The 19,899-nt window shown below is 39.3% G+C and carries 25 protein-coding genes; all 25 read left to right on the forward strand.

Annotated elements, in window-relative coordinates; genetic code table 11:
- The first annotated feature begins 60 nt into the window (after positions 1 to 60).
- The 25 genes from GGQ84_RS06250 to fliO all read left to right on the forward strand — a co-directional run bounded on the left by GGQ84_RS06250 (position 61) and on the right by fliO (position 19,772).
- Positions 61 to 894, forward strand: a complete 834-nt coding sequence (locus GGQ84_RS06250) for a tyrosine-type recombinase/integrase (RefSeq protein ID WP_429160630.1) — start codon at positions 61 to 63, stop codon at positions 892 to 894.
- A 24-nt stretch (positions 895 to 918) separates the two neighbouring features.
- Positions 919 to 1,452, forward strand: a complete 534-nt coding sequence (gene hslV / locus GGQ84_RS06255) for an ATP-dependent protease subunit HslV (RefSeq protein ID WP_429160696.1) — start codon at positions 919 to 921, stop codon at positions 1,450 to 1,452.
- A gap of 14 nt (positions 1,453 to 1,466) precedes the next feature.
- Entirely contained in the window at positions 1,467 to 2,870 is a 1,404-nt protein-coding gene (gene hslU / locus GGQ84_RS06260; protein ID WP_429160632.1) for an ATP-dependent protease ATPase subunit HslU, read from the forward strand.
- 19 nt (positions 2,871 to 2,889) lie between these two features.
- Positions 2,890 to 3,672, forward strand: a complete 783-nt coding sequence (gene codY, locus GGQ84_RS06265) for a GTP-sensing pleiotropic transcriptional regulator CodY (protein ID WP_429160634.1) — start codon at positions 2,890 to 2,892, stop codon at positions 3,670 to 3,672.
- Between the two features lie 268 nt (positions 3,673 to 3,940).
- A complete protein-coding gene (gene flgB / locus GGQ84_RS06270) occupies positions 3,941 to 4,351 on the forward strand; it encodes a flagellar basal body rod protein FlgB (protein WP_429160636.1) in 411 nt (136 codons plus the stop codon).
- A 2-nt stretch (positions 4,352 to 4,353) separates the two neighbouring features.
- Positions 4,354 to 4,809: a flagellar basal body rod protein FlgC gene (gene flgC / locus GGQ84_RS06275; RefSeq protein ID WP_429160638.1), complete on the forward strand. Its 456-nt coding sequence runs from the start codon at positions 4,354 to 4,356 to the stop codon at positions 4,807 to 4,809.
- 12 nt (positions 4,810 to 4,821) lie between these two features.
- Positions 4,822 to 5,109 carry a flagellar hook-basal body complex protein FliE gene (gene fliE, locus GGQ84_RS06280; RefSeq protein ID WP_429160640.1) on the forward strand — a complete coding sequence of 96 codons (288 nt, stop codon included), beginning with the start codon at positions 4,822 to 4,824 and terminating at the stop codon, positions 5,107 to 5,109.
- Between the two features lie 13 nt (positions 5,110 to 5,122).
- Entirely contained in the window at positions 5,123 to 6,673 is a 1,551-nt protein-coding gene (fliF, locus tag GGQ84_RS06285) for a flagellar basal-body MS-ring/collar protein FliF (RefSeq protein WP_429160643.1), read from the forward strand.
- Positions 6,674 to 6,684: 11 nt separating this feature from the next.
- Complete coding sequence (fliG, locus tag GGQ84_RS06290; protein WP_429160646.1) at positions 6,685 to 7,695, forward strand: flagellar motor switch protein FliG; 1,011 nt, start codon at positions 6,685 to 6,687, stop codon at positions 7,693 to 7,695.
- 1 nt (position 7,696) lies between these two features.
- Positions 7,697 to 8,440, forward strand: coding sequence for a FliH/SctL family protein (locus GGQ84_RS06295; RefSeq protein WP_429160699.1), 744 nt, complete (start codon positions 7,697 to 7,699; stop codon positions 8,438 to 8,440).
- Entirely contained in the window at positions 8,433 to 9,737 is a 1,305-nt protein-coding gene (gene fliI, locus GGQ84_RS06300; RefSeq protein ID WP_429160648.1) for a flagellar protein export ATPase FliI, read from the forward strand. Before GGQ84_RS06295 ends, fliI begins: the two co-directional genes overlap by 8 nt.
- A 12-nt stretch (positions 9,738 to 9,749) precedes the next feature.
- The gene (gene fliJ, locus GGQ84_RS06305; RefSeq protein ID WP_429160651.1) at positions 9,750 to 10,190 is read left to right on the forward strand and encodes a flagellar export protein FliJ; all 441 of its coding nucleotides are present in this window, start codon (positions 9,750 to 9,752) and stop codon (positions 10,188 to 10,190) included.
- Between the two features lie 20 nt (positions 10,191 to 10,210).
- Positions 10,211 to 10,753, forward strand: a complete 543-nt coding sequence (locus GGQ84_RS06310; RefSeq protein ID WP_429160654.1) for a MotE family protein — start codon at positions 10,211 to 10,213, stop codon at positions 10,751 to 10,753.
- A 39-nt stretch (positions 10,754 to 10,792) separates the two neighbouring features.
- A complete protein-coding gene (locus GGQ84_RS06315) occupies positions 10,793 to 12,022 on the forward strand; it encodes a flagellar hook-length control protein FliK (RefSeq protein WP_429160660.1) in 1,230 nt (409 codons plus the stop codon).
- 12 nt (positions 12,023 to 12,034) lie between these two features.
- Positions 12,035 to 12,526: a flagellar hook capping FlgD N-terminal domain-containing protein gene (locus GGQ84_RS06320; RefSeq protein ID WP_429160662.1), complete on the forward strand. Its 492-nt coding sequence runs from the start codon at positions 12,035 to 12,037 to the stop codon at positions 12,524 to 12,526.
- Positions 12,519 to 12,908, forward strand: a complete 390-nt coding sequence (locus GGQ84_RS06325) for a TIGR02530 family flagellar biosynthesis protein (RefSeq protein ID WP_429160665.1) — start codon at positions 12,519 to 12,521, stop codon at positions 12,906 to 12,908. Before GGQ84_RS06320 ends, GGQ84_RS06325 begins: the two co-directional genes overlap by 8 nt.
- A 92-nt stretch (positions 12,909 to 13,000) precedes the next feature.
- Entirely contained in the window at positions 13,001 to 14,404 is a 1,404-nt protein-coding gene (locus tag GGQ84_RS06330) for a flagellar hook protein FlgE (protein WP_429160667.1), read from the forward strand.
- A 57-nt stretch (positions 14,405 to 14,461) separates the two neighbouring features.
- Positions 14,462 to 14,686 carry a flagellar FlbD family protein gene (locus GGQ84_RS06335; protein ID WP_429160670.1) on the forward strand — a complete coding sequence of 75 codons (225 nt, stop codon included), beginning with the start codon at positions 14,462 to 14,464 and terminating at the stop codon, positions 14,684 to 14,686.
- The gene (locus GGQ84_RS06340; RefSeq protein WP_429160673.1) at positions 14,687 to 15,481 is read left to right on the forward strand and encodes a motility protein A; all 795 of its coding nucleotides are present in this window, start codon (positions 14,687 to 14,689) and stop codon (positions 15,479 to 15,481) included.
- On the forward strand, positions 15,471 to 16,205 hold the full coding sequence (locus tag GGQ84_RS06345) for a flagellar motor protein MotB (RefSeq protein ID WP_429160676.1): 735 nt from the start codon (positions 15,471 to 15,473) through the stop codon (positions 16,203 to 16,205). Before GGQ84_RS06340 ends, GGQ84_RS06345 begins: the two co-directional genes overlap by 11 nt.
- 17 nt (positions 16,206 to 16,222) lie before the next feature.
- Entirely contained in the window at positions 16,223 to 16,708 is a 486-nt protein-coding gene (locus GGQ84_RS06350) for a flagellar basal body-associated FliL family protein (RefSeq protein WP_429160679.1), read from the forward strand.
- Positions 16,709 to 16,730: 22 nt separating this feature from the next.
- On the forward strand, positions 16,731 to 17,726 hold the full coding sequence (gene fliM, locus GGQ84_RS06355; RefSeq protein WP_429160681.1) for a flagellar motor switch protein FliM: 996 nt from the start codon (positions 16,731 to 16,733) through the stop codon (positions 17,724 to 17,726).
- Entirely contained in the window at positions 17,719 to 18,855 is a 1,137-nt protein-coding gene (gene fliY, locus GGQ84_RS06360) for a flagellar motor switch phosphatase FliY (protein WP_429160684.1), read from the forward strand. Before fliM ends, fliY begins: the two co-directional genes overlap by 8 nt.
- A 1-nt stretch (position 18,856) precedes the next feature.
- The gene (locus tag GGQ84_RS06365) at positions 18,857 to 19,219 is read left to right on the forward strand and encodes a response regulator (protein WP_429160687.1); all 363 of its coding nucleotides are present in this window, start codon (positions 18,857 to 18,859) and stop codon (positions 19,217 to 19,219) included.
- Positions 19,220 to 19,238: 19 nt separating this feature from the next.
- Complete coding sequence (gene fliO / locus GGQ84_RS06370; protein ID WP_429160690.1) at positions 19,239 to 19,772, forward strand: flagellar biosynthetic protein FliO; 534 nt, start codon at positions 19,239 to 19,241, stop codon at positions 19,770 to 19,772.
- Positions 19,773 to 19,899 lie beyond the last annotated feature (127 nt).

Consider the following 19,899-nt stretch of genomic DNA (forward strand, 5'->3'; position numbering starts at 1 on the left):
TTTTTATTATTGTGATAACCTTATTATGTGAAAAAAATACTAATTACGTGGTGAAGCTCTATGAGAAAAAACTGGGGCGAAATTGATATTGATCTTTTGTTTGATTTTTTAGTCGAACAAAAAGGATTCTCAGAAGAAATTGCTCTTGGTCAATGTTCTGATGTGATTCAATTTGCCAAGTACATGAGAGATAGTACTAACTTGTGTAATAGCGATGAAGGTCGTGCAATTGTTAATATGTACCAGATGCGGCACTATTTAGCTCATTTACACGAACTGGAATTGGATCGGATTACAATAAATAATAGGATGCTAGCTGTTAAAGAATTCTTCGAATACTTAATCAAACAGGATAAGTCTACATATAACTTTGTGGGTAGAGGTTATTTCGAAGACACGCTGCTCTTACTTAATGCTCCAGATTTGACTAAACCTCAGGGATTGAGAGATAAAGCCGTAATAGAACTTTTATATGGCTCAGGACTAAACCTAAGCCAGCTTGTAAGGTTAAACATATCAGATTGCGATGTGCAGTTGGGACTTTTTACTGTCTCAAAGGCGGATGGGGACTCTAAGTATGCTCCTATAGGGCAGTGGGCACAAATAGCACTAGAGGAGTATTTTGATAGAGGCAGACCATATTTAGATAAAGGTAGAACTAAGGATGCGCTGTTTATAGATAAAAAAGGACAGAGAATTACTGAGCGCTGGGTACGCTTTTTGATTTCTAAGTACATAAAAAAGGTTTCGCTGGAAACAAACATTTGTTCGCAGGCACTAAGAGATTCTTTTGCTACTCATCTGGTTGAAGGGGGAACAGATGCAAGTGTAGTTGAGGACCTCTTAGGGTATATTAATACGCCTACAACACAAGAGATTAGATTTAAACTTTGAATTTTAGAATAGTTGGTGATAAATTTGATAAAAGGGACAACTATAGTAGCTGTTCACATAGGGGCGAAAGTAGCTCTTGGCGGAGATGGGCAGGTTACTTTTGGAAATAGTACCGTGATGAAGCACAAAGCAGTTAAGGTGAGAAAGCTAAGCCAAGGGAAAGTTCTTGCTGGTTTTGCTGGTTCTGTTGCCGATGCAATAACTCTCTTTGAAAAGTTTGAGACAAAGCTAGAAGAGTACAACGGTAATCTTCAGAGGGCGGCAGTAGAATTGACCAAAGAGTGGCGATTAGACAAGGTGTTGAGAAAATTAGAAGCACTTTTAGTTATAGCCGATAAAGAGCAAGTACTGATAGTATCAGGTAATGGTGAAATAATTGAACCAGACGATGGTATTGCCGCAATCGGGTCTGGAGGTTCTTATGCTCAAGCAGCAGCTAAGGCACTATTGGAAAATACTGACTTGGAACCAGCGGAAATATGCAAAAGATCCTTGGCAATCGCGGCAGAAATTTGTGTTTATACTAACGATAACATAACCACAATTGAATTGGATTAGTGGGGGTAATGTAAATGGATGAAATAACACCAAAACAGACAGTGGAGTATTTGAATAAGTACATAGTAGGACAGGAACAGGCTAAAAAAGCAGTGGCTATCGCCTTAAGAAATAGATATCGTAGAAAAAAATTACCTGTTGAGGTTCAAGAGGATATTATACCCAAGAATATAATTTTAATTGGGCCAACTGGCGTAGGCAAGACTGAGATTGCACGTAGACTGGCGAAGCTTGTTAATGCCCCATTTGTTAAGGTGGAAGCGACCAAATTTACAGAAGTGGGCTATGTGGGTAAAGATGTTGAATCTATGATTAGGGAACTAGTAGAGACTGCTATTAGGATTGTAAAAAGTGAAAAAATAAAAAAAGTAGAAGAGAAAGCTGAAAAGTTAGCACAGGATAGATTGATAAGAATATTAGTTCCAAATCCCAGGGGTGATAAAAAAGAAACAAACCCTTTCAACATGTTTTTTGGTGACCAGGGTGTGGAAACTAAAAGCGAAAAGGACCTGGAACGAGAAGAGAGACAAAAGCGCCTTGAGGCTAGAAGAACCAATCTTCTGGAAAAACTATCATCTGGAGCAATGGATGATCAATATATTGAGATTGAAGTGGAAGAAAACAGCTCACCTATGCTAGATGTTTTTTCTGGTTCAGGGATGGAAGAAATGGGAGTCAACCTTCAAGATATGTTTGGTAATATGCTTCCCAAAAAGAAGAAGAAGAGGCAAGTGACAATTGCAGAGGCAGTTAAAATATTTGCCCAAGAAGAAGCACAAAAGCTTATTGATATGGACGAAGTAACAGCAAGTGCTGTAGAAAGAGTTGAAAATTCGGGGATAATTTTCTTGGATGAAATAGATAAGATAGCTGTTAGAGAAAGTAATGCCAATGCTGATGTATCAAGAGGGGGAGTGCAGCGAGATATACTCCCTATAGTAGAAGGATCAACGGTCATGACTAAATATGGGCCAGTAAAAACTGATTACATTTTGTTTATAGCGGCAGGGGCCTTTCATGTTTCTAAGCCATCTGACTTAATACCAGAGTTACAGGGTCGCTTTCCTATCAGGGTGGAATTGCAGAGCTTATCTAAAGAAGATTTCAAACAGATACTAACAGAGCCAACAAACTCTATTATAAATCAATATATTGAGCTACTGGGAACAGAAGGACTAAATCTGAAATTTACCTTAGATGCATTAGATGAAATTGCTGAGATTGCCCACGTGGTGAATAAGCAGACCGAAAATATTGGAGCAAGAAGACTGCACACCATAATTGAAAAGATTCTTGAAGATATTTCCTTTGAAGCTTCAGAGATGATAGGTACGGAAGTGTCTATTGATAAAGATTTTGTCAAGAAAAAACTAGAAAGTGTAGTAAAAGACGAAGATCTCAGTAAGTACATCTTGTAAAACGAGGAGGTTGTAATGTGTGGAGAGTTTACTAGATAAGACGAGGCACATAATAAAGCTACTACAAAAGTCTGCTGGTCACCCGGTAAATTTTGAGGAAATGGCCCATGTTTTAGGGGGTATGATTGGTGCCAACTGTTATATAGTGGGGCGTAGAGGCAAAATATTAGGCTATTATTTTATAGAAAGCTTTAATTGCGACACTATGGAGGATATAGTTTACCACTCGGCGCGTTTTCCGGAAAAATATAATGAAGGCCTCTTGCGAGTTATAGAGACGAAACCAAACTACAATCAAATTGAAAACGGTTGTATCTTTAATAATGAGCAATCATGCATTTTTACAGGAAAACTTGTGACGATTGTCCCTATAAATGGGGGCGGAGAACGACTGGGCACCTTGGTGCTGGCGAAGTTCAATGTGGAATTTAATAACGAAGATTTAGTAATAGCTGAATACGGAGCAACAGTCGTGGGGATGGAGATATTGCGTGCAAAGGCTGAGCGCATTGAAATAGAGGCCAGGAAAAAAGCTGCCGTACACATTGCTATTGGAACCTTATCTTACTCAGAACTTGAAGCTGTAGAGCATATATTTGAAGAATTAGATGGGGATGAAGGCGTGTTGGTAGCCAGTAAAGTAGCAGATAGAGCAGGCATTACAAGATCAGTGATTGTAAATGCATTGCGTAAATTTGAGAGTGCAGGTGTAATTGAATCAAAATCCTTGGGAATGAAGGGGACGTATATTAGAGTATTAAATGAGAATTTAATGGGTGAGTTGGAGAAATTAAAACACTAGTCTAAGTATTTCTGGAGAAGCGAAATAGGACCATAGTCTTGGGGCGACCAGGGACCATGGTCTTTTTTTTGTTTTGATTATTATTTTTAGTAAATTATAGCAGGATAAAATTTTGATAGACAGAAAGTAAATAGATGAGCTTTTTGTCACTTTTTTGTGCTTTTATAAATTAATACGATTTTTTAGCAAGATTGAGGGTATTAAAGTCGAAAAACTTTTTGGTTGAGTAAAAAATAGAAAAAAAGCAGAATGGACTGGAGGTCTGGTGATGGGTATTTTCTCAAGAGTGGAAAGTCTTTCACTACTGGAAAAAGGACTTGAGGCGTCATCTTTAAGACACCAAGTTATTTCAAATAACATAGCGAATGTGGAGACTCCTGGGTTTAAAAGGGGAGCTGTCAGCTTTGAAGATGAGTTGAAAAAACAGCTTAAAAACAAGAGAAAGCTGCAACCTGCAATAACTAACCCTAAACACATAAGTTTAAGTCAAAGTCAGTCAGTACAGCCACAGGTCATAAGGGTTGGCAATACTTTTATGCGCAACGATAGAAACAATGTAGATATAGATAGAGAAATGGCTGATCTGACAAAAAATACTTTGACTTATCAAAGTATGATTGAACAACTTACGAGACAGATTGGCATGTTGAGAACTGCTGTAAATGAAGGGAGAAGATAGTCGTGCGATTATTTAATTCTATTGATGTAAGTGCATCGGGTTTGACAGCTGAAAGGATAAGAATGGATGCAATTTCCAGCAACTTAGCCAATGCAAATACAACTAGAACTGAAAATGGTGGACCTTACAGGAGAAAGCAGGTTGTTTTAAGTGAAAAAGGACAAGACAGCTTTCAAGCAAACCTAAATAAGGCTATGAATAAAAATGTTTTAAATAATGGGGTAAAGGTTGAGAAGATAACTGAAGATCAAAAGCCATTTAGGTTAGTATACGACCCCAGCCATCCAGATGCAATTCAGGAGGGTGAAATGGCTGGATATGTACAAAAACCTAATGTTAATGTAGTGTCGGAAATGGTAGATATGATAAGTGCAACTAGAGCCTATGAGGCAAATGTAACAGCTGTAAATTCAGCTAAAAACATGGCTATGAAAGCACTGGAAATTGGAAGAGGGTAAAGGAGGATATAAATGAAAGTAAATCATATTAGCGATGCGCTTACTTTACCAGAGTCCATAAGTAGGAAACAAACCCCAGATGGATCCTTTGGTGATGTCTTAAAAGAAGCATTAAACCCAGTAAACGACTTACATCACAAAGCTGAACAAATGAACACCAAAATGGTTTTAGGAGAAGACATAGATCTACATCAGGCTATGATTGCTACAAGTAAAGCAGACCTGGCCTTACAATTCACAGTTCAAATTAGAAATAAATTAGTAGAAGCATATCAAGAGGTTATGAGAATGCAAATGTAAATGAGGTGACTTAATGGTTTATTGGAGGCAAATCCAAGAACAGGTACTGACAAAATGGCGGCAAATGAATACAGCTCAGAAGGTGGCAGTCTCCAGCTCTGTAGTTATCGTCATAATAACCATGATTTTTTTAGGGAGAATGGCAACCAAGCCAGATTATTCACCTCTTTTTACTAACCTGAATCACAATGATGCAGGGGCAATTGCTGCACGATTGGATGATATGAGAGTACCATATGAACTAGCAGATGGGGGTAGGACAATTTTAGTGCCCCAAAGGGAAAAGCATCAATTGCGAATTCAGTTGGCTAATGAGGACTTGCCAAGAGGAGGGGTAGTTGGCTTTGAATCCTTTAATGAAAGCAGGTTTGGTGAAACGGAGACGGACAAGCGAATTAGAATGCTTGTTGCTCTTCAAGGAGAATTAACTCGAACAATTGAGAGTATGGCGGAAATAGAAAGCGCCCGTGTGCATATAGTTATACCAGAGGAGCGCCTATTTAATGTTGAGGATAAAACGGCTACAGCATCAATAATGATAAACTTAAAACCCTATAGCAATTTGAGGGAAAATCAGGTTTTGGGGATTATGAGATTAGTAGCCAATAGTGTAGAACATTTATCTTCGGATCAAGTTACTGTTATTGATACCTCCGGGAATATACTCTCTGAGGGACTAGGGTCTGGAGAGAGCGATTCCAGTACTTATCGCTTAACAAGTAATCAAATTGAAATCAAAGAAAAGTTAGAAGAAAACATGTCTCGTTCTATTCAAACTATGTTAGAGCGAGCTTTAGGCAGTGGTAGAGCTGTAGTGCGCGTAAGTGCAGATTTGAATTTTGATGAGGTTGAGCGAAGAAGTGAACGCTTTGGAGACAATGTTATTAGAAGTGAACAACTTATTGAGGAAACGTCCAGTAGTGAAAATATGCCTGGAGCAGGGGGACCTGCTGGAATTGACCCTAATGACGGTACAATTGCGGGGGTAGATGAGACTGCAACATCTGAGTATGATAGAAGAGAACAGATTAGAAACTTTGAGATTGACAGGGAGGAAGAATACATTCGTGTAAGTCCTGGGACAGTGAACAATATGTCCGTATCTGTAATAGTTGATACATCAGGGTGGGATGACTTCGGTGCTATGGATGAAGAACGGATTCGTAATATAGTTGCCAGTGCTGCTGGAATTCAGGTTGCCGGTGTGGAAACTGGAAATCCAGGCTGGGTTGAAGTGATTGGAATGGACTTTGATACGACGGCTATGGATAGCATGTTAGCCCAAATGGAGGAATATGAAAGACAGCAGTTTATTAGGCAGATGATTACATATGGAGTGTTAGCGCTTGCAGCACTAATTTTTGCGTTTTTTGGGTACCGAGCCATTAAGAAAAAGATGGCAGAAAATGAAGTTTCAAGAGAAATTGAGGAAGTTGTTCCAAAGGAGCAGATTAGTCCAGAAGACAAAGAAAAGGATTTATTAAAGCGACAAGTTGAAGATTTAGCAAAAGATAAGCCGGAAGATGTGGCAAAGCTTCTAAAAACATGGCTTTCAGATGACTAGAGGTGAAATGAATGGTTAGGAAAAAAGAACTGAGTGGGAGAGAAAAAGCTGCAGCGCTGCTGATTTCCTTAGGACCTGAGCTCTCGGCCAATGTGTTTAAGCACATGAAGGAAGAGGAGATTGAGCAGCTTACACTTGAAATAGCTAACGTTAGAAAAATCAGCACTTCTGATCGGGAGTCTGTGCTCAAAGAATTTCACCAAATGGCAGTTGCCAGTGATTTTATTGAGCAAGGTGGGATCGAGTACGCCAAGGATGTACTCGAGCGCGCCTTGGGTACCCAAAAAGCTGTGGATATTATCAACAAATTAACTTCATCGCTTCAAGTGCGACCTTTTGACTTTATCAGAAAAACCGATCCCAGTCAGCTTCTTAACTTTATACAGGGAGAGCATCCTCAAACAATAGCCCTTATTATGGCTTATCTGGAATCGGAACAGGCTTCTATTATCCTATCATCCCTTCCAAATGAGCTGCAGGCAGATGTAGCCAGGAGAATAGCAACAATGGACCGAGTTTCTCCCGATGTACTAAAAGAGGTTGAGCAAGTTTTAGAGCGAAAGCTCTCAACTATACTTAACCAGGATTACAGTAGCGCTGGAGGGGTACAAACGGTGGTTGATGTCTTAAACCGTGTAGATCGAGGGACAGAAAAAACAATTATGGAATCATTAGAAATAGATGATCCTGAACTGGCAGAGGAAATCAAAAAGCGCATGTTTGTTTTCGAAGACGTGGTGCTTTTGGACGACAGAGGAGTACAACAAGTGTTGCGCGAAATAGACACTGGAGATTTAGCACTGGCACTGAAGGGAAGCAGCGAAGAGGTGGCAGAAAAGTTCCAGAAAAATATGTCTCAGCGGGCTGCAGAAATGCTCAAAGAAGATATCGAGTATATGGGTCCGGTCAGATTGCGCGATGTGGAGGATGCACAGCAGCGCATAGTAAATACGATCCGCAAGCTAGAAGAGTTGGGTGAGATAGTTATTGCCCGCGGCGGGGGAGATGAGATAATTGTCTAAAGTGATAAAGGCAGGTTGCCTTATAATAGATAAACCTATGGATTTAAAGCCAGATGGGACTAAATGCTACAGTGATTTAACACCCTTTTTAGAGGAAAAAGATAGAGTAATCAAAGAAACGGAAGCTACAGTTAAGCAATTGTTGCTAGAAGCTGAAGAGGCAGCTGAGCGCATGCTAAATGAGGCAAGGCAAGAAGCTGAGGATTTAGTAGCAAAAGCTAAAGCCGAAGCCCAGCAAATTCAAGTCAGTGCTCGAGCAGAAGGGTATGAGCAAGGGTTAAGTGAGGCTACAGAAAGAGCTAAGAAGGAAAAAGATAAAATAATCGCCAGAGCCAACAAAACCCAGAAAGAAGCTGAACAGCAGCGGGTGCAGTTGTTGACTCAGGCAGAAGGAGAAATAGTGGAGTTGGCTGTGAGTATAGCTCAGCGACTGGTTAATCGACAACTAGATATTAACCCTGAGACAATTAATAATATTGCGGAAACTTTACTTGCAGAGGCGAAGCCCGATGTCTGGGATAAGGTTGTAATTTACGTTAATGAGTTAAGCCTTGCAGCTGTAGAAGCGGCCGTAGCAAAAGGAGATTTCAACAACGCCACCGAAAGTACAAGAGTAGCTGTTGATAATAATTTAGATGACGGCAATTGTGTAGTAATTACACCAAAAGGGCGTTTTGAAACAAACCTGGAAGAACAGTTAAAAAAAATAGAAAATGGTCTGAAGGAAGTAGCATTAAATGACTAGAGTGAATAAATACTTAAAAAAACTGGACCAAATGCAACTGGTAACAAAAAAGGGTAGAGTAGAGCAAGTAGTAGGTGCCTTGATAAAGGCTAGAGGTCCTGCTGTGCCTTTGGGATCTTTATGCAAAATATCTAGTCAAGTTAACGACGAAACCCTTGTTGAAGTGGTTGGATTTGAAGGAGACTATACGCTCCTGATGGCACTTGCTGAACTGGGCCACATCCAACAGGGTTCAACGGTGGAGTTAGTTGCAGATGGACTAACAGTTAAAGTAGGTCCACAACTTTTAGGGAAGGTAGTCAATGGGTTAGGAATCCCCCTGCTAAATGGCCATGGACTAGAGAGATTTACTGAATACAGTGTCAACAACAAGGCTCCAGATCCTCTAGAGCGACCTAGAATAAAGACAGCTTTACCAGTGGGGATTAAAGCTATTGATGGGCTTCTGACTGTTGGTAGAGGACAAAGGTTGGGGATTTTAGCTGGTAGTGGTGTGGGGAAAAGTACTCTGTTGGGAATGATGGCAAAAAACACAGAGGCAGATGTAAATGTGATAGCCCTAATAGGAGAGAGGGGCAGAGAGGTCAATGAATTTATTGAAAAAGAGTTAGGTCCTGAAGGGTTAAAAAAATCAGTAGTTGTCGTTGCCACATCAGAACAACCTCCTCTAGTAAGGCTTAAGGGAGCGTTAGTTGCTACTACTATAGCAGAATACTTTAGAGATCAAGGAAAAGACGTTTTACTAATGATGGATTCATTGACTAGATTTGCTATGGCTCAAAGAGAGATTGGATTATCAACAGGAGAGCCACCTGCCACTAGAGGTTATACGCCTTCGGTTTTTGCTTTGTTACCTAAGCTATTAGAAAGGGCAGGAACTGCAAAAAAGGGCAGCATTACAGGGCTGTATACTGTTCTAGTTGAAGGTGATGACTTTAATGAGCCCATAACTGATGCAGTGAGAGGAATTTTAGATGGGCATATAGTAATGTCTAGAAAGCTAGCAAGCCAAAATCACTTCCCAGCTATAGATGTTATGTCCAGTGTGAGCCGAGTAATGGTTGATATTGCTGACTTAGACCATCAAGATGCGGCAAATGAATTAAAAAAAGTCCTTGCCACATATTATGATGCCAAGGACCTGCTGGATATTGGAGCTTATAAAAAGGGAAGTAGTTCTGAAATAGACAGAGCTGTGGCGAATATAGATAAATGCAATCAATTTATGAAGCAGGGCTTAACTGAGAGCTATGGATTTGATGAGACCTTATCCCAATTAAAAAAAATACTCAAATAGTAGGTGGGATTGGTGAAGTTTAAGTTTTCGCTACAAAGAGTACTGGATCTAAAAGAGCAAGAAGAACAACAGGTGAAACTTCGCTTGCAAATTGAGCAAAAAAAGCTCTTAGAAAAGCAAGAACAGGTAGAGCACCTTAAAGATAAGATTTATAAATGTTTAGAGCAAAAAAAAGAAAAGAGAATTACTACAGGGTTTGACTTAATCCAATATCATCAATATACAGGTTACTTAGAGCAACAAATGAAAAATGCCCAGAGAGAGGTTTTTGAGCAGGAACGGGTGATAGGACGAGTACAGCAGGAGTTGCTTAAAATCACCAGAGAAAAACAGACATTTCAAAAACTAAAGGAAAGACAGTTTGCTGTATTTAAGCAAGAACAGGACAAGTTAGAACAGCAGCAAATTGATGAATTGACCATAGTAAAACACTGCTATAAAAAAAGAAACTGATTATTTAGGAGCTGTTGTCAGTGGCTAGAATAGTATCGACAAAAATTCTAATCGGCGCTTGGCTGGTAATCTTTATCGGAATAATGTTTATAGTAGACATGTTCAACGTTTTTAATTGGACTCATAGATTAGAGCCAGTACCAGTTGTAGGGCAATACTTTGCAGAAAGCACTGAAGAAGAGCAAATTAATGAAGAAACTTATTTGCTAGAACAGCAAGTAAGTGACTTAGAGCAGCAGCTACTTGAAGCAAACAGGGATTTAACCGACGCCTTAAACGAAAACAGGAACTTAGTTAATCAAGCATCTTCTCTTGAGGGAAGATTAGATGAGGTAGAGGCTCAGAATAAAGAATTGCTGGCTCAGAAGATGAGTTATGAGGAACTAGCAGATTATTACTCGGGAATGAGAGCAGAAAATGCTGTCAAAATCTTGAATGAACTCACTATCACTGAGGTTATCGGTATATTGAGAGAGATGAACAGTGATCAGGTAGCGCGAATTCTCAGTGAGATGGAATCCAACAGAGCCGCTCAAGTCACACGAAGTTTGCTAGGAAATTAGACCAATAGATAAAAACTTTTTGAAAGGAGGTGAAAACAAATGATAAATTCAGCCCAGATTAATGCTACTATGCTTCCAGGAAATAGTGGTAAAGCCACTAAGGGAGAAGGGAAAGCACAAGGAGAAGGAAAAGCACAAGGAGAAGGAAAAGACTTCCTATCCATATTCACGGCTACAACCCATGGACTTTTAGTAGAAAATCAAAAGTTAGATGCAGGCCTAGATATGGACTTGGAGTTAGCTGAACTCACAGCTTTACTTGAGGGTGAGTTGGACATTGAGGATAAGCTTTCAGAGCTAAAAAACATGTTAGCACAATTGGAAGAGTTGATTTTGGAACTGCCAGAAGAATTTCAAAAAGAACAGGAACATCAACTTCAGGGTATTATGGAGCAGTTGGCAAATTTAATTAATAATGCAGAATACGCGTCAAAGGCAGAAATTAAATCCGCAGTTGCTGCCATAATTCAGGCTTCTCAAGAACTGAAAAATAGTATTGAAACTAAATTTAGAAGCGAGCTTAACACCACAGGAGTGGAGAAGCAAGATACTCCAGTAAAAGGCGCAAATGATGGGGCTATGAAAGAAAATCAATTAAATAGCAAACACATAAAAGCCCAAGCGGATGAAAGGCAAGAGAAAAAGTCAAGGAACAATACTAACAGAACTAGGGAAGGTACAATTAATTTGGAACAGGCTCAAAATAGTAACAATGCTGTAAAGCAGGATAATAGTGTAAGTAATAATTTCCGCTTAGGTGGAGAGCAGGTGATGGCTGAACCTCAGCAGTTGAGGGAAAGTGCTACACCCACTACGGCAAGAACAGCTGCAACACCTCAGTTTGCCAATTTAGAAAAGCAAATTCTGCATCAAGTAAAATTGATTGTCAATGAATCAAAGTCAGAAATTAGCTTTCAACTACATCCTCAAGAGCTTGGAAAGCTTAAAATGCAGATAGCTGTTGAAAGGGGGTTAGTAGTAGCAAAATTTGCAGCAGAGAGTTTGATTGTGCAAAAGATGATTGAGAGTAACTTGCCCCAGTTGCGTCAGTCCTTAGAAGAGCTGGGAATGAAAAACCCAAAAATAGAAGTATCAGTTCAACAGGACAACCAGGGTAGTGAGAACTTTGAGCAAGGGCAAAAGAAAAAGGGGATGTACGCTCCGAATTCGGATGTTGCAAATGAAGACCGATATAGTGAAGGTTATGAAGACAAGCGCAGCAGTCGATACATAGAGATGGGTTATAGTTCCATAGATTTTTTGGCATAGGAGGTGAAGAAAATGAGAGTAGAGGACATAATTAACAGCAGTAATAATAGTGCAAAAAAACAGGACAAGCCAAATGACCTGTTGGGAAAAGACGATTTTTTAAAGCTACTTATTACTCAACTCAGGCACCAGGACCCATTAAGTCCAGTTGATGATAAAGAATTTATAGCTCAGATGGCTCAGTTTAGTGCATTGGAGCAAATGCAAAACCTTAATGAAAAAATGGAGACATTACAGGAAGGCTTATCTAGCAAGCTTGATACCATAGCAAAACATCATGAGAACAGCTTTAGAGAGTCTCTAGTAAGTCAGGCATTGAATATGGTGGGCAAAGAGGCTACAGTCGTATCTAATAATGGCAATATAAAGGGAACAGTTGAAAGTGTAAAATTTGTTCAAGGTGTACCCAATTTAGTGATTAATGGTAAGGAATACGGATTGGGACAAGTTGAGCGAGTAGAGTTGTCCAAGGCACCCGAGGAAGAGGTGGAGTGGAATGACTAAACTATTTATTCAACCTCAGCCAATGACACCGTTGCACAAGCAGCAGAATAACAAAATAAGTAATAATGTTAGAGAGCAGAGCGGTAAGAGCGATTTTTCCCAAGTGCTACAGCAAGCTGTAGAGAGCAAGCAGTTGAAATTTTCTAACCATGCCCAAAAGCGACTAGACAGCAGAAATATCACTTTGAATGATGGAGATATTGCAAAGCTAGAAGCGGCATTGGAGAAGGCTAGCAAAAAAGGAGCTAGGGAATCCTTGGTCTTGATAGACAAGAACGCTTTTGTATTAAGTGTACCAAATAAAACGGTAATAACAGCTGTAGATGAGAGTAGCTTGCGGGAAAACGTATTTACCAATATAGATAGTGCAATTATTATGTAAGGGCTGGACCTTAATAGGAGGCCCCTAGCGTTACCAACTGACTGCGGTAGCGCCATATTAAAACTTTAGAAAAACGAGGAGGTCAAGCAATAATGTTGAGGTCAATGTATTCAGCAATTTCTGGTTTGCGTAACCATCAAACTAGAATGGATGTAGTAGGTAATAATATCGCCAATGTAAATACAGTTGGGTTCAAGAAAAGTAGGGTAACCTTTCAAGATATTTTGAGTCAAAATATCAGAGGCGGTGCAGGCCCAGACCAGGGCAGAGGTGGTACAAATCCACAACAGGTAGGCCTGGGAATGGCTATTGGGAGTATTGATGTAATCCACACTCCAGGTAACCTCCAGTCCACAGGAGTAATGACAGACCTGGCTATTGAAGGAGATGGCTTCTTCATGGTCGGGACTGACGACGGACAGACCTTTTACACCAGAGCGGGGAACTTTGACATCGATAGAAACGGCAACGTAGTCAACCCAGATGGGATGAAGGTGAAAGGCTGGATGCCTGATGAAATTGGTGGAAAGATCGATGATAATGCGGTGAACTTAGATTCTTTAGAAGGATTGAGAATACCTATTGGGGTGGAGTCAGGAGCAAGAGCATCGACGGAGATTACATACAATAAAAACTTGGATTCGAGGGTCGCGTTAGAAGAAAATACTTATGGTGATGGTACCTACGATGCTGATGGAAAGTTTAGTGTACACCCTGAATATGCAGTTTCTATACCAATGGATTTTTATGACAAAAACGGGAGACCTTATGATATTGAGGTCTTAATGAAACCAGGTGAAGTAATTAATCAATGGGAGTACGCCGTTAGAGCTAGGCCAGCAGGAAGTGGGCAAGGCGATTGGGTTTATGCAAATGCAGCAGGTGAAGTTCAAAATGATGATATTTGGGGAACTATGTTTTTTGATGATGATGGAACACTTCTGCACGTAGGTGATGAGGACACTTTACCAGACGAAGATGATAGGAAGAAAAACATTGAGCTAACTAATTTTGATAATGCTTTTGGGGATTTGCTTGTAGAGGATTTAGAAGAAAATTTAACTCTAGATTTCTCTGACATCACTCAACTAGCAGCACCTATGTCGGTGCAGGCAAACACTCAAGATGGTTTCCCAAGTGGGACTTTAGAGAGTATTACAGTAGACTCTCAGGGTTATATATTAGGTGTATTCTCCAATGGTACTACAGAAAACCTAGCTAAGGTGGCTTTGGCCAACTTTAATAACCCATCTGGGTTGATGTCCCAGGGAGGTAACTTGTATGCTGTTTCCAATAACTCGGGGAACCCACAGATTGGCGTTGCTGGAACTGGGGGCAGGGGGACGATTGCTCCTGGTAGCTTGGAAATGTCTAATGTAGATTTATCAGAAGAATTTGTGGATATGATTACAACCCAAAGGGGATTCCAGGCTAACTCTAGAATTATTACTACATCTGATGAGATGCTGCAGGAATTAGTAAACCTTAAGAGGTAATATATAGGTGCAAGTTCTTAGGAGCTTGCACCATTAAAACTGAAAGGAGTTGTTCAGATGATAAAGGTTAGTAGAATTAACGGGAAAGAACTGGTTGTTAATTCCGATTTAATTGAATTTGTAGAGGCAACTCCAGATACAGTGATAAGTTTATCCACGGGCAGAAAGATAGTTGTAGCTGATTCAGTGGATGAGGTTATAGATAAGGTGATTGAATTTAGACGTGCCACCTGTCAAAGTATAAACGTCAAGGTTAGGGATGAGAGAAGCGAGGTGCAATAAATGGATTTTGCTACTATAGCCGGGATAATATCTGGTATTGCATTAATATTTTTAGCCATTGTTCAAGGGGGAGCAGTGGATGGATTTATAAATGTGCAAGGGGTGCTGATTGTTATCGGTGGTACCTTTGCCTCTACATTAGTAAGCTCACCTTTGAAGGATATTATACAGCACATGAAAACTGTAAAGGTGGCATTCAAAAATACCAAGAATGAACCAGAAGAAATCATAGCCATTTTAGTAGGTTTTGCAGAAAAGGCAAGACGTGAGGGCCTATTGGCCTTAGAAGCTGAGGCAGAACAAGTAGATGATGAATTTTTGAAAAAAGGAGTACAACTAGTCGTTGACGGTACAGACCCGGAGTTGGTGCGCAGTATTTTAGATATTGAATTGACATTTTTGGAAGAGAGACATAAAGAAGGACAAGGGTTGTTTGAACATTTAGGAGCAATGGCGCCTGCTTTTGGAATGATCGGGACATTAATAGGACTTATAAATATGCTTCAGGTATTAGATAATCCAGATGCCATCGGACCTGGAATGGCTGTGGCACTGACCACTACCTTTTACGGGTCACTTATGGCAAACTTGATTTTTATTCCTATAGCTAAAAAGCTAAAAACTAGAAGTAGTGCTGAGATATTGACTAAAGAAGTAATGATTGAAGGTATTCTCAGCATTCAAGCAGGTGAAAACCCTCGAATTGTGGAAGAAAAGATGAAGGCTTTCCTGGCGCCAAAATCAAGAGATCAAGTAGAGAGTATTCGTCGTGGTGGTGTTAATATTGGCGGCTAAAAGAAAGCGTAGGATATCTGAAAAAAAGGGAGTAGATCCCTGGATAGTTACTTACAGTGATACAATTACCCTAGTACTTTGCTTCTTTATTTTGCTATTTTCTTTTTCGGTAATTGACCCGGTTAAATTCAACCAAGTAATTGCTTCTGTAAGAGGATCCTTTGGCGTAATTGATGGTGGCAAGACAATAGTAGTAGATTCTGCTGAAACACTTGGTAATATAGAAGAGGACATATCCCAATTGATTGAACAAATTGAAGCAGAACAAGCTCAACTTCAAGACATGGCAAAGGAATTAGAAGCATATATTGAAGAGCAAGGATTAGAAGATTCAGCAGTCACAGTTATAAGTGAGAGAGGAGTTACAATTCGCCTCCTGGAAGATGTGCTGTTCGATATTGGAAGAGCTGATCTTAAACCTCAGGCTGAAGAGATCCTTGCCAAGGTGGGTAGTGCAATAGTTGGGATGGATAATAGTGTCCGAGTTGAAGGATATACTTGTGATATTCCCATCAGTACCCGGCAATTTCCCTCCAACTGGGAACTGTCAACTGCTAGATCTACTACAGTAGTGCGCTTTTTTGAGGATAAGGATATAGAAGGAAATCGCCTAACAGCAGTTGGTTATGGCGAATACCGTCCTTTAGAAGAAAATGATTCTGAGGAGAATAGGAGACAAAACAGAAGGGTTGATATAGTGATTTTGAGTAATTTAACTGATTAGTTGGGGAGGTGCTTTCTTTGCCTGAAGAGTCAAATGAAGAAGAAAAAAAGAAAAAACTTAACTTTGACTTTAGAATAATTATTGTGGGTATCGCAATTGTATTTTTGGCTGCAGGAATAGCTTTTATAGTTGCAACAATGGTGGTAAGTCCTCCAGGCGAAGCCAATGGAAATGGTGCTGAACAAACTGTTGTGGAGCTTGGCCCTACATACCATTTAGAAGAATTCACTGTGAATTTAGCTGAGAGTGGTGGAAGGAGATTTTTGCGCACTCAAATTATCTTGGAACTTGATGGCAATAGAGGTCTGAGAAGGGAGATTGATGATAAACTTCCTATTATTCGACATAACTTTATATTAGTAATGTCAGAAAAAACAATTGAAGAAATAGAAACTGCTGCAGGAAAGAATGAACTAAAAAAAGAATTAGTGAATACCATAAATCCTCTACTAGCTAATGGAGAGGTTGAAAATATTTACTTTAATACCTTTGTGTTCCAGTAGCTTCGGTTAAGGGGGTGTTAATTTGTCAGATGTATTATCGCAAAATGAAATAGATGATCTCCTGTCTATACTTTCCACTGGAGAGGTCACAGCAGAAGAGATGAAAGAAGAAGATAAAAAGAAAAAAATAAAAGTTTACGACTTTAAAAGGCCCAATAAGTTTTCAAAAGACCAAGTAAACACGTTGCAGGTTATATTTGAGAATTACAGCAGGTCAATCACTACATATTTATCTGCTCATTTGAGAACATCAGTAAAGATTTCTGTTGCCTCAATTGATGAGTTAACATATGATGAATTTATTAGATCAATTTCTAATCCTTCAATAATTAATATATTTAAAATTCCTCCTTTAGAGGGAAGTGCCCTGTTTGAGATTAATCCAACAATTACTTTTGCTATTATAGAGAGGATGCTTGGGGGAATAGGGATTCCACTAGATCAAACAAGGGGTCTAACAGATTTAGAGCGTACAGTAGTGATGCGCATAAATCAGAAAATGTTGGATTATATGCGAGAAGCGTGGGCTAATATAATAGACATTGATCCTTTAATGGAATTAATTGAACACAATCCTCAGTTTACCCAGATAGTATCTCCCACTGAGATGGTTGTAGTGATTACTTTGGACGCAAAGATAGGTGAAAGTGAAGGGATGATAAACTTTTGCCTGCCATATATAGTTTTGGAGCCAATTATATCTAAATTAAGCACTCATTTTTGGTTCTCGTCCACAGCTAAAGAATATACTACTGAGACAATCACAGCGTTAAAGAAGAGAATAGAAAAAGCAAAGATACCCCTTACTGTGCGCCTTGGTGAAACAAACTTAACAGTAGAAGAGCTAGTTGAGCTTCAAGCTGGAGATGTGGTTACTCTTGAAAGAGAAACAGATCAAGAACTAGACTTGTATGTGGGGAACAGACTCAAGTACAAGTGTAAGCCAGGGTTAATTGGCAGTAAAATGGCAGTGGAAGTTACTTCAGTAGTAACAGAAGGAGATGATGAAGATGGATAACAACATGTTGTCTCAGGAAGAAATAGATGCGCTACTCAAAGGAGGCGACAGTGGGGCACCAGCTGAGACTGATGTAGAAGAAGAGCTAACAAATGTGGAAAAAGATGCTATTGGAGAGATTGCAAATATATCAATGGGTACTGCTGCCACAACCCTATCAACACTTTTAGGGAAAAAAGTAGACATTACTACTCCCCAAGTTAGTGTTGTTACAAAAGAAGAGTTAGGTGGAGAAAACCCCTTTCCCTTTGTAGCTATAGATGTTCAATACAAGGAGGGCATAAGCGGTAATAGTGTATTTATAATCCAGCAACCTGATGCAGCAATGATAGTTGATTTGATGATGGGTGGGGATGGCAACGCACCTCCCGGTGAATTAAACGATATGCACGTTAGTGCTATAGGTGAAGCCATGAATCAGATGATGGGGTCAGCTGCTACTTCTCTGTCTACAGTATTAAATGCTAAAATAGATATATCACCTCCTAACATAATTTTGATAAACTTAGGAGAGGAAAATTTAGATACCAAAGTAACCACCTCTTCAGATAAGCTTGTAAAAGTATCTTTTCGTATGGTGATTAACTCACTTCTAGATACTCAATTTATGCAGCTTATACCTATGGATGTGGCCAAAGATATGGTAGAAAACCTAATGAGTGAAATGCAAGGCAATGCAGATCCCAAAGAAGAGCCACCTAAAGTTGCAGAGCCACCTAAAGCTGCTCCGCAAATGCAAAATGGAGGAGATACTTCTACAAATGTCAATGAACCAGTGAAACCTGAGCCTGATCCAGTTAAAGTACAACCGGCAAACTTTGCCCCATTGACATCCCAAGAAAGGGAGAGAGAAGCTAGGAATATAGATTTACTGCTAGATATTCCCCTTCAAATATCAGTGGAATTAGGTAAGACAAAGAAAACTATTAAAGAAATTTTAGAATTAACCTCAGGCTCAGTTATCGAGTTAGACAAGCTTGCAGGTGAGCCAGTAGATTTATTAGTAAATGGCAAGCTAATAGCAAAAGGAGAAGTAGTAGTAATTGATGAAAACTTTGGTATCAGGGTCACTGATATTGTCAGTCCAGCAGAGAGGATAAACAACTTAAAGCAAAGGGAGGATTATTAAAATGAGTAATACGGTATTAATTGTAGATGATGCGGCTTTTATGCGAATGATGATTAAAGACATACTATCAAAAAATGGTTTTGAAGTTGTAGGGGAAGCAGAAAATGGCCAAGTTGCTGTTGAGAAATATAATGAGTTGTCTCCTGATTTAGTGACTATGGATATTACAATGCCAGAAATGGATGGAATAACTGCAGTGAAAGAGATAAGACAAAAAGATCCCAATGCCAAGATTATTATGTGTAGTGCTATGGGGCAGCAGGCAATGGTAATAGATGCAATTCAGGCAGGCGCAAAGGACTTTATTGTAAAGCCATTTCAACCTGATAGAGTACTAGAAGCAGTAAGGAAAGCGATGGGATAATTTTTTGGAGGAAAGATTGATGACAACAACTAACAATGGGAATAGCGTTTACTTACGTTTTGTCCTTTGTATATTATTGTTTTTTGTAATGATTACCCCAGTAGGTGCAGAACCTGATAATAATTTGAACTTGTCCCCTCCCGCATACGAAGAACCTGAAATGGGGACCGGCGATTTTGCTATTCAGCTTATTAAAGTTATTTTGGGCTTGATTATTGTACTAGCCCTTTTAATGCTATTGTTAAGATTTATTAAGAAAAATCAACGAGCCTTTAGCAGTGGACATATTAAAGTGTTAGATTTCACATCTCTTGGGGCTAACAAGGGCATAGCCATTGTAAAAGTAGGGAGTAAGACTTTGGTACTAGGTGTTACTGATAATAACATTACCCAGATAACGGAGCTAGAAGGAGAAGAGGCGAGCCTATTAGATTTAGAAGTTGATGATGGTGAAAACATAGACATGGGCATGTCTTTTCATCATCAACTAAAAAATACTATATCTCGTTTGAATAGTAATATGAACAAAAAAGGTGGCAACAATGATCAATAATTTTAGTAAAAGCAGGCTCGTGATTCTAATATTGAGACTTTTGCAAAATAAGCTTTTTGCTTAAAAATTAACTTTACCAAACAGCTTATTTTGCTATTTGACTTGAATAAAGTAAAGGTTTCACTCT

Origin of the sequence: Desulfitispora alkaliphila (assembly GCF_050433185.1) — a bacterium.
Classification (GTDB): Bacteria; Bacillota; Desulfitisporia; order Desulfitisporales; family Desulfitisporaceae; genus Desulfitispora; species Desulfitispora alkaliphila.

Coding starts and splice junctions, on each gene's coding strand:
- fliE (WP_429160640.1), top strand. CDS start 4,822: ATGAAAGTAAATCATATTAGCGATGCGCTTACTTTACCAGAGTCCATA.
- hslU (WP_429160632.1), top strand. CDS start 1,467: ATGGATGAAATAACACCAAAACAGACAGTGGAGTATTTGAATAAGTAC.
- fliG (WP_429160646.1), top strand. CDS start 6,685: ATGGTTAGGAAAAAAGAACTGAGTGGGAGAGAAAAAGCTGCAGCGCTG.
- GGQ84_RS06335 (WP_429160670.1), top strand. CDS start 14,462: ATGATAAAGGTTAGTAGAATTAACGGGAAAGAACTGGTTGTTAATTCC.
- fliF (WP_429160643.1), top strand. CDS start 5,123: ATGGTTTATTGGAGGCAAATCCAAGAACAGGTACTGACAAAATGGCGG.
- GGQ84_RS06320 (WP_429160662.1), top strand. CDS start 12,035: ATGAGAGTAGAGGACATAATTAACAGCAGTAATAATAGTGCAAAAAAA.
- flgB (WP_429160636.1), top strand. CDS start 3,941: ATGGGTATTTTCTCAAGAGTGGAAAGTCTTTCACTACTGGAAAAAGGA.
- fliO (WP_429160690.1), top strand. CDS start 19,239: ATGACAACAACTAACAATGGGAATAGCGTTTACTTACGTTTTGTCCTT.
- fliY (WP_429160684.1), top strand. CDS start 17,719: ATGGATAACAACATGTTGTCTCAGGAAGAAATAGATGCGCTACTCAAA.
- GGQ84_RS06315 (WP_429160660.1), top strand. CDS start 10,793: ATGATAAATTCAGCCCAGATTAATGCTACTATGCTTCCAGGAAATAGT.
- GGQ84_RS06330 (WP_429160667.1), top strand. CDS start 13,001: ATGTTGAGGTCAATGTATTCAGCAATTTCTGGTTTGCGTAACCATCAA.
- GGQ84_RS06340 (WP_429160673.1), top strand. CDS start 14,687: ATGGATTTTGCTACTATAGCCGGGATAATATCTGGTATTGCATTAATA.
- GGQ84_RS06365 (WP_429160687.1), top strand. CDS start 18,857: ATGAGTAATACGGTATTAATTGTAGATGATGCGGCTTTTATGCGAATG.
- GGQ84_RS06325 (WP_429160665.1), top strand. CDS start 12,519: ATGACTAAACTATTTATTCAACCTCAGCCAATGACACCGTTGCACAAG.
- GGQ84_RS06250 (WP_429160630.1), top strand. CDS start 61: ATGAGAAAAAACTGGGGCGAAATTGATATTGATCTTTTGTTTGATTTT.
- fliI (WP_429160648.1), top strand. CDS start 8,433: ATGACTAGAGTGAATAAATACTTAAAAAAACTGGACCAAATGCAACTG.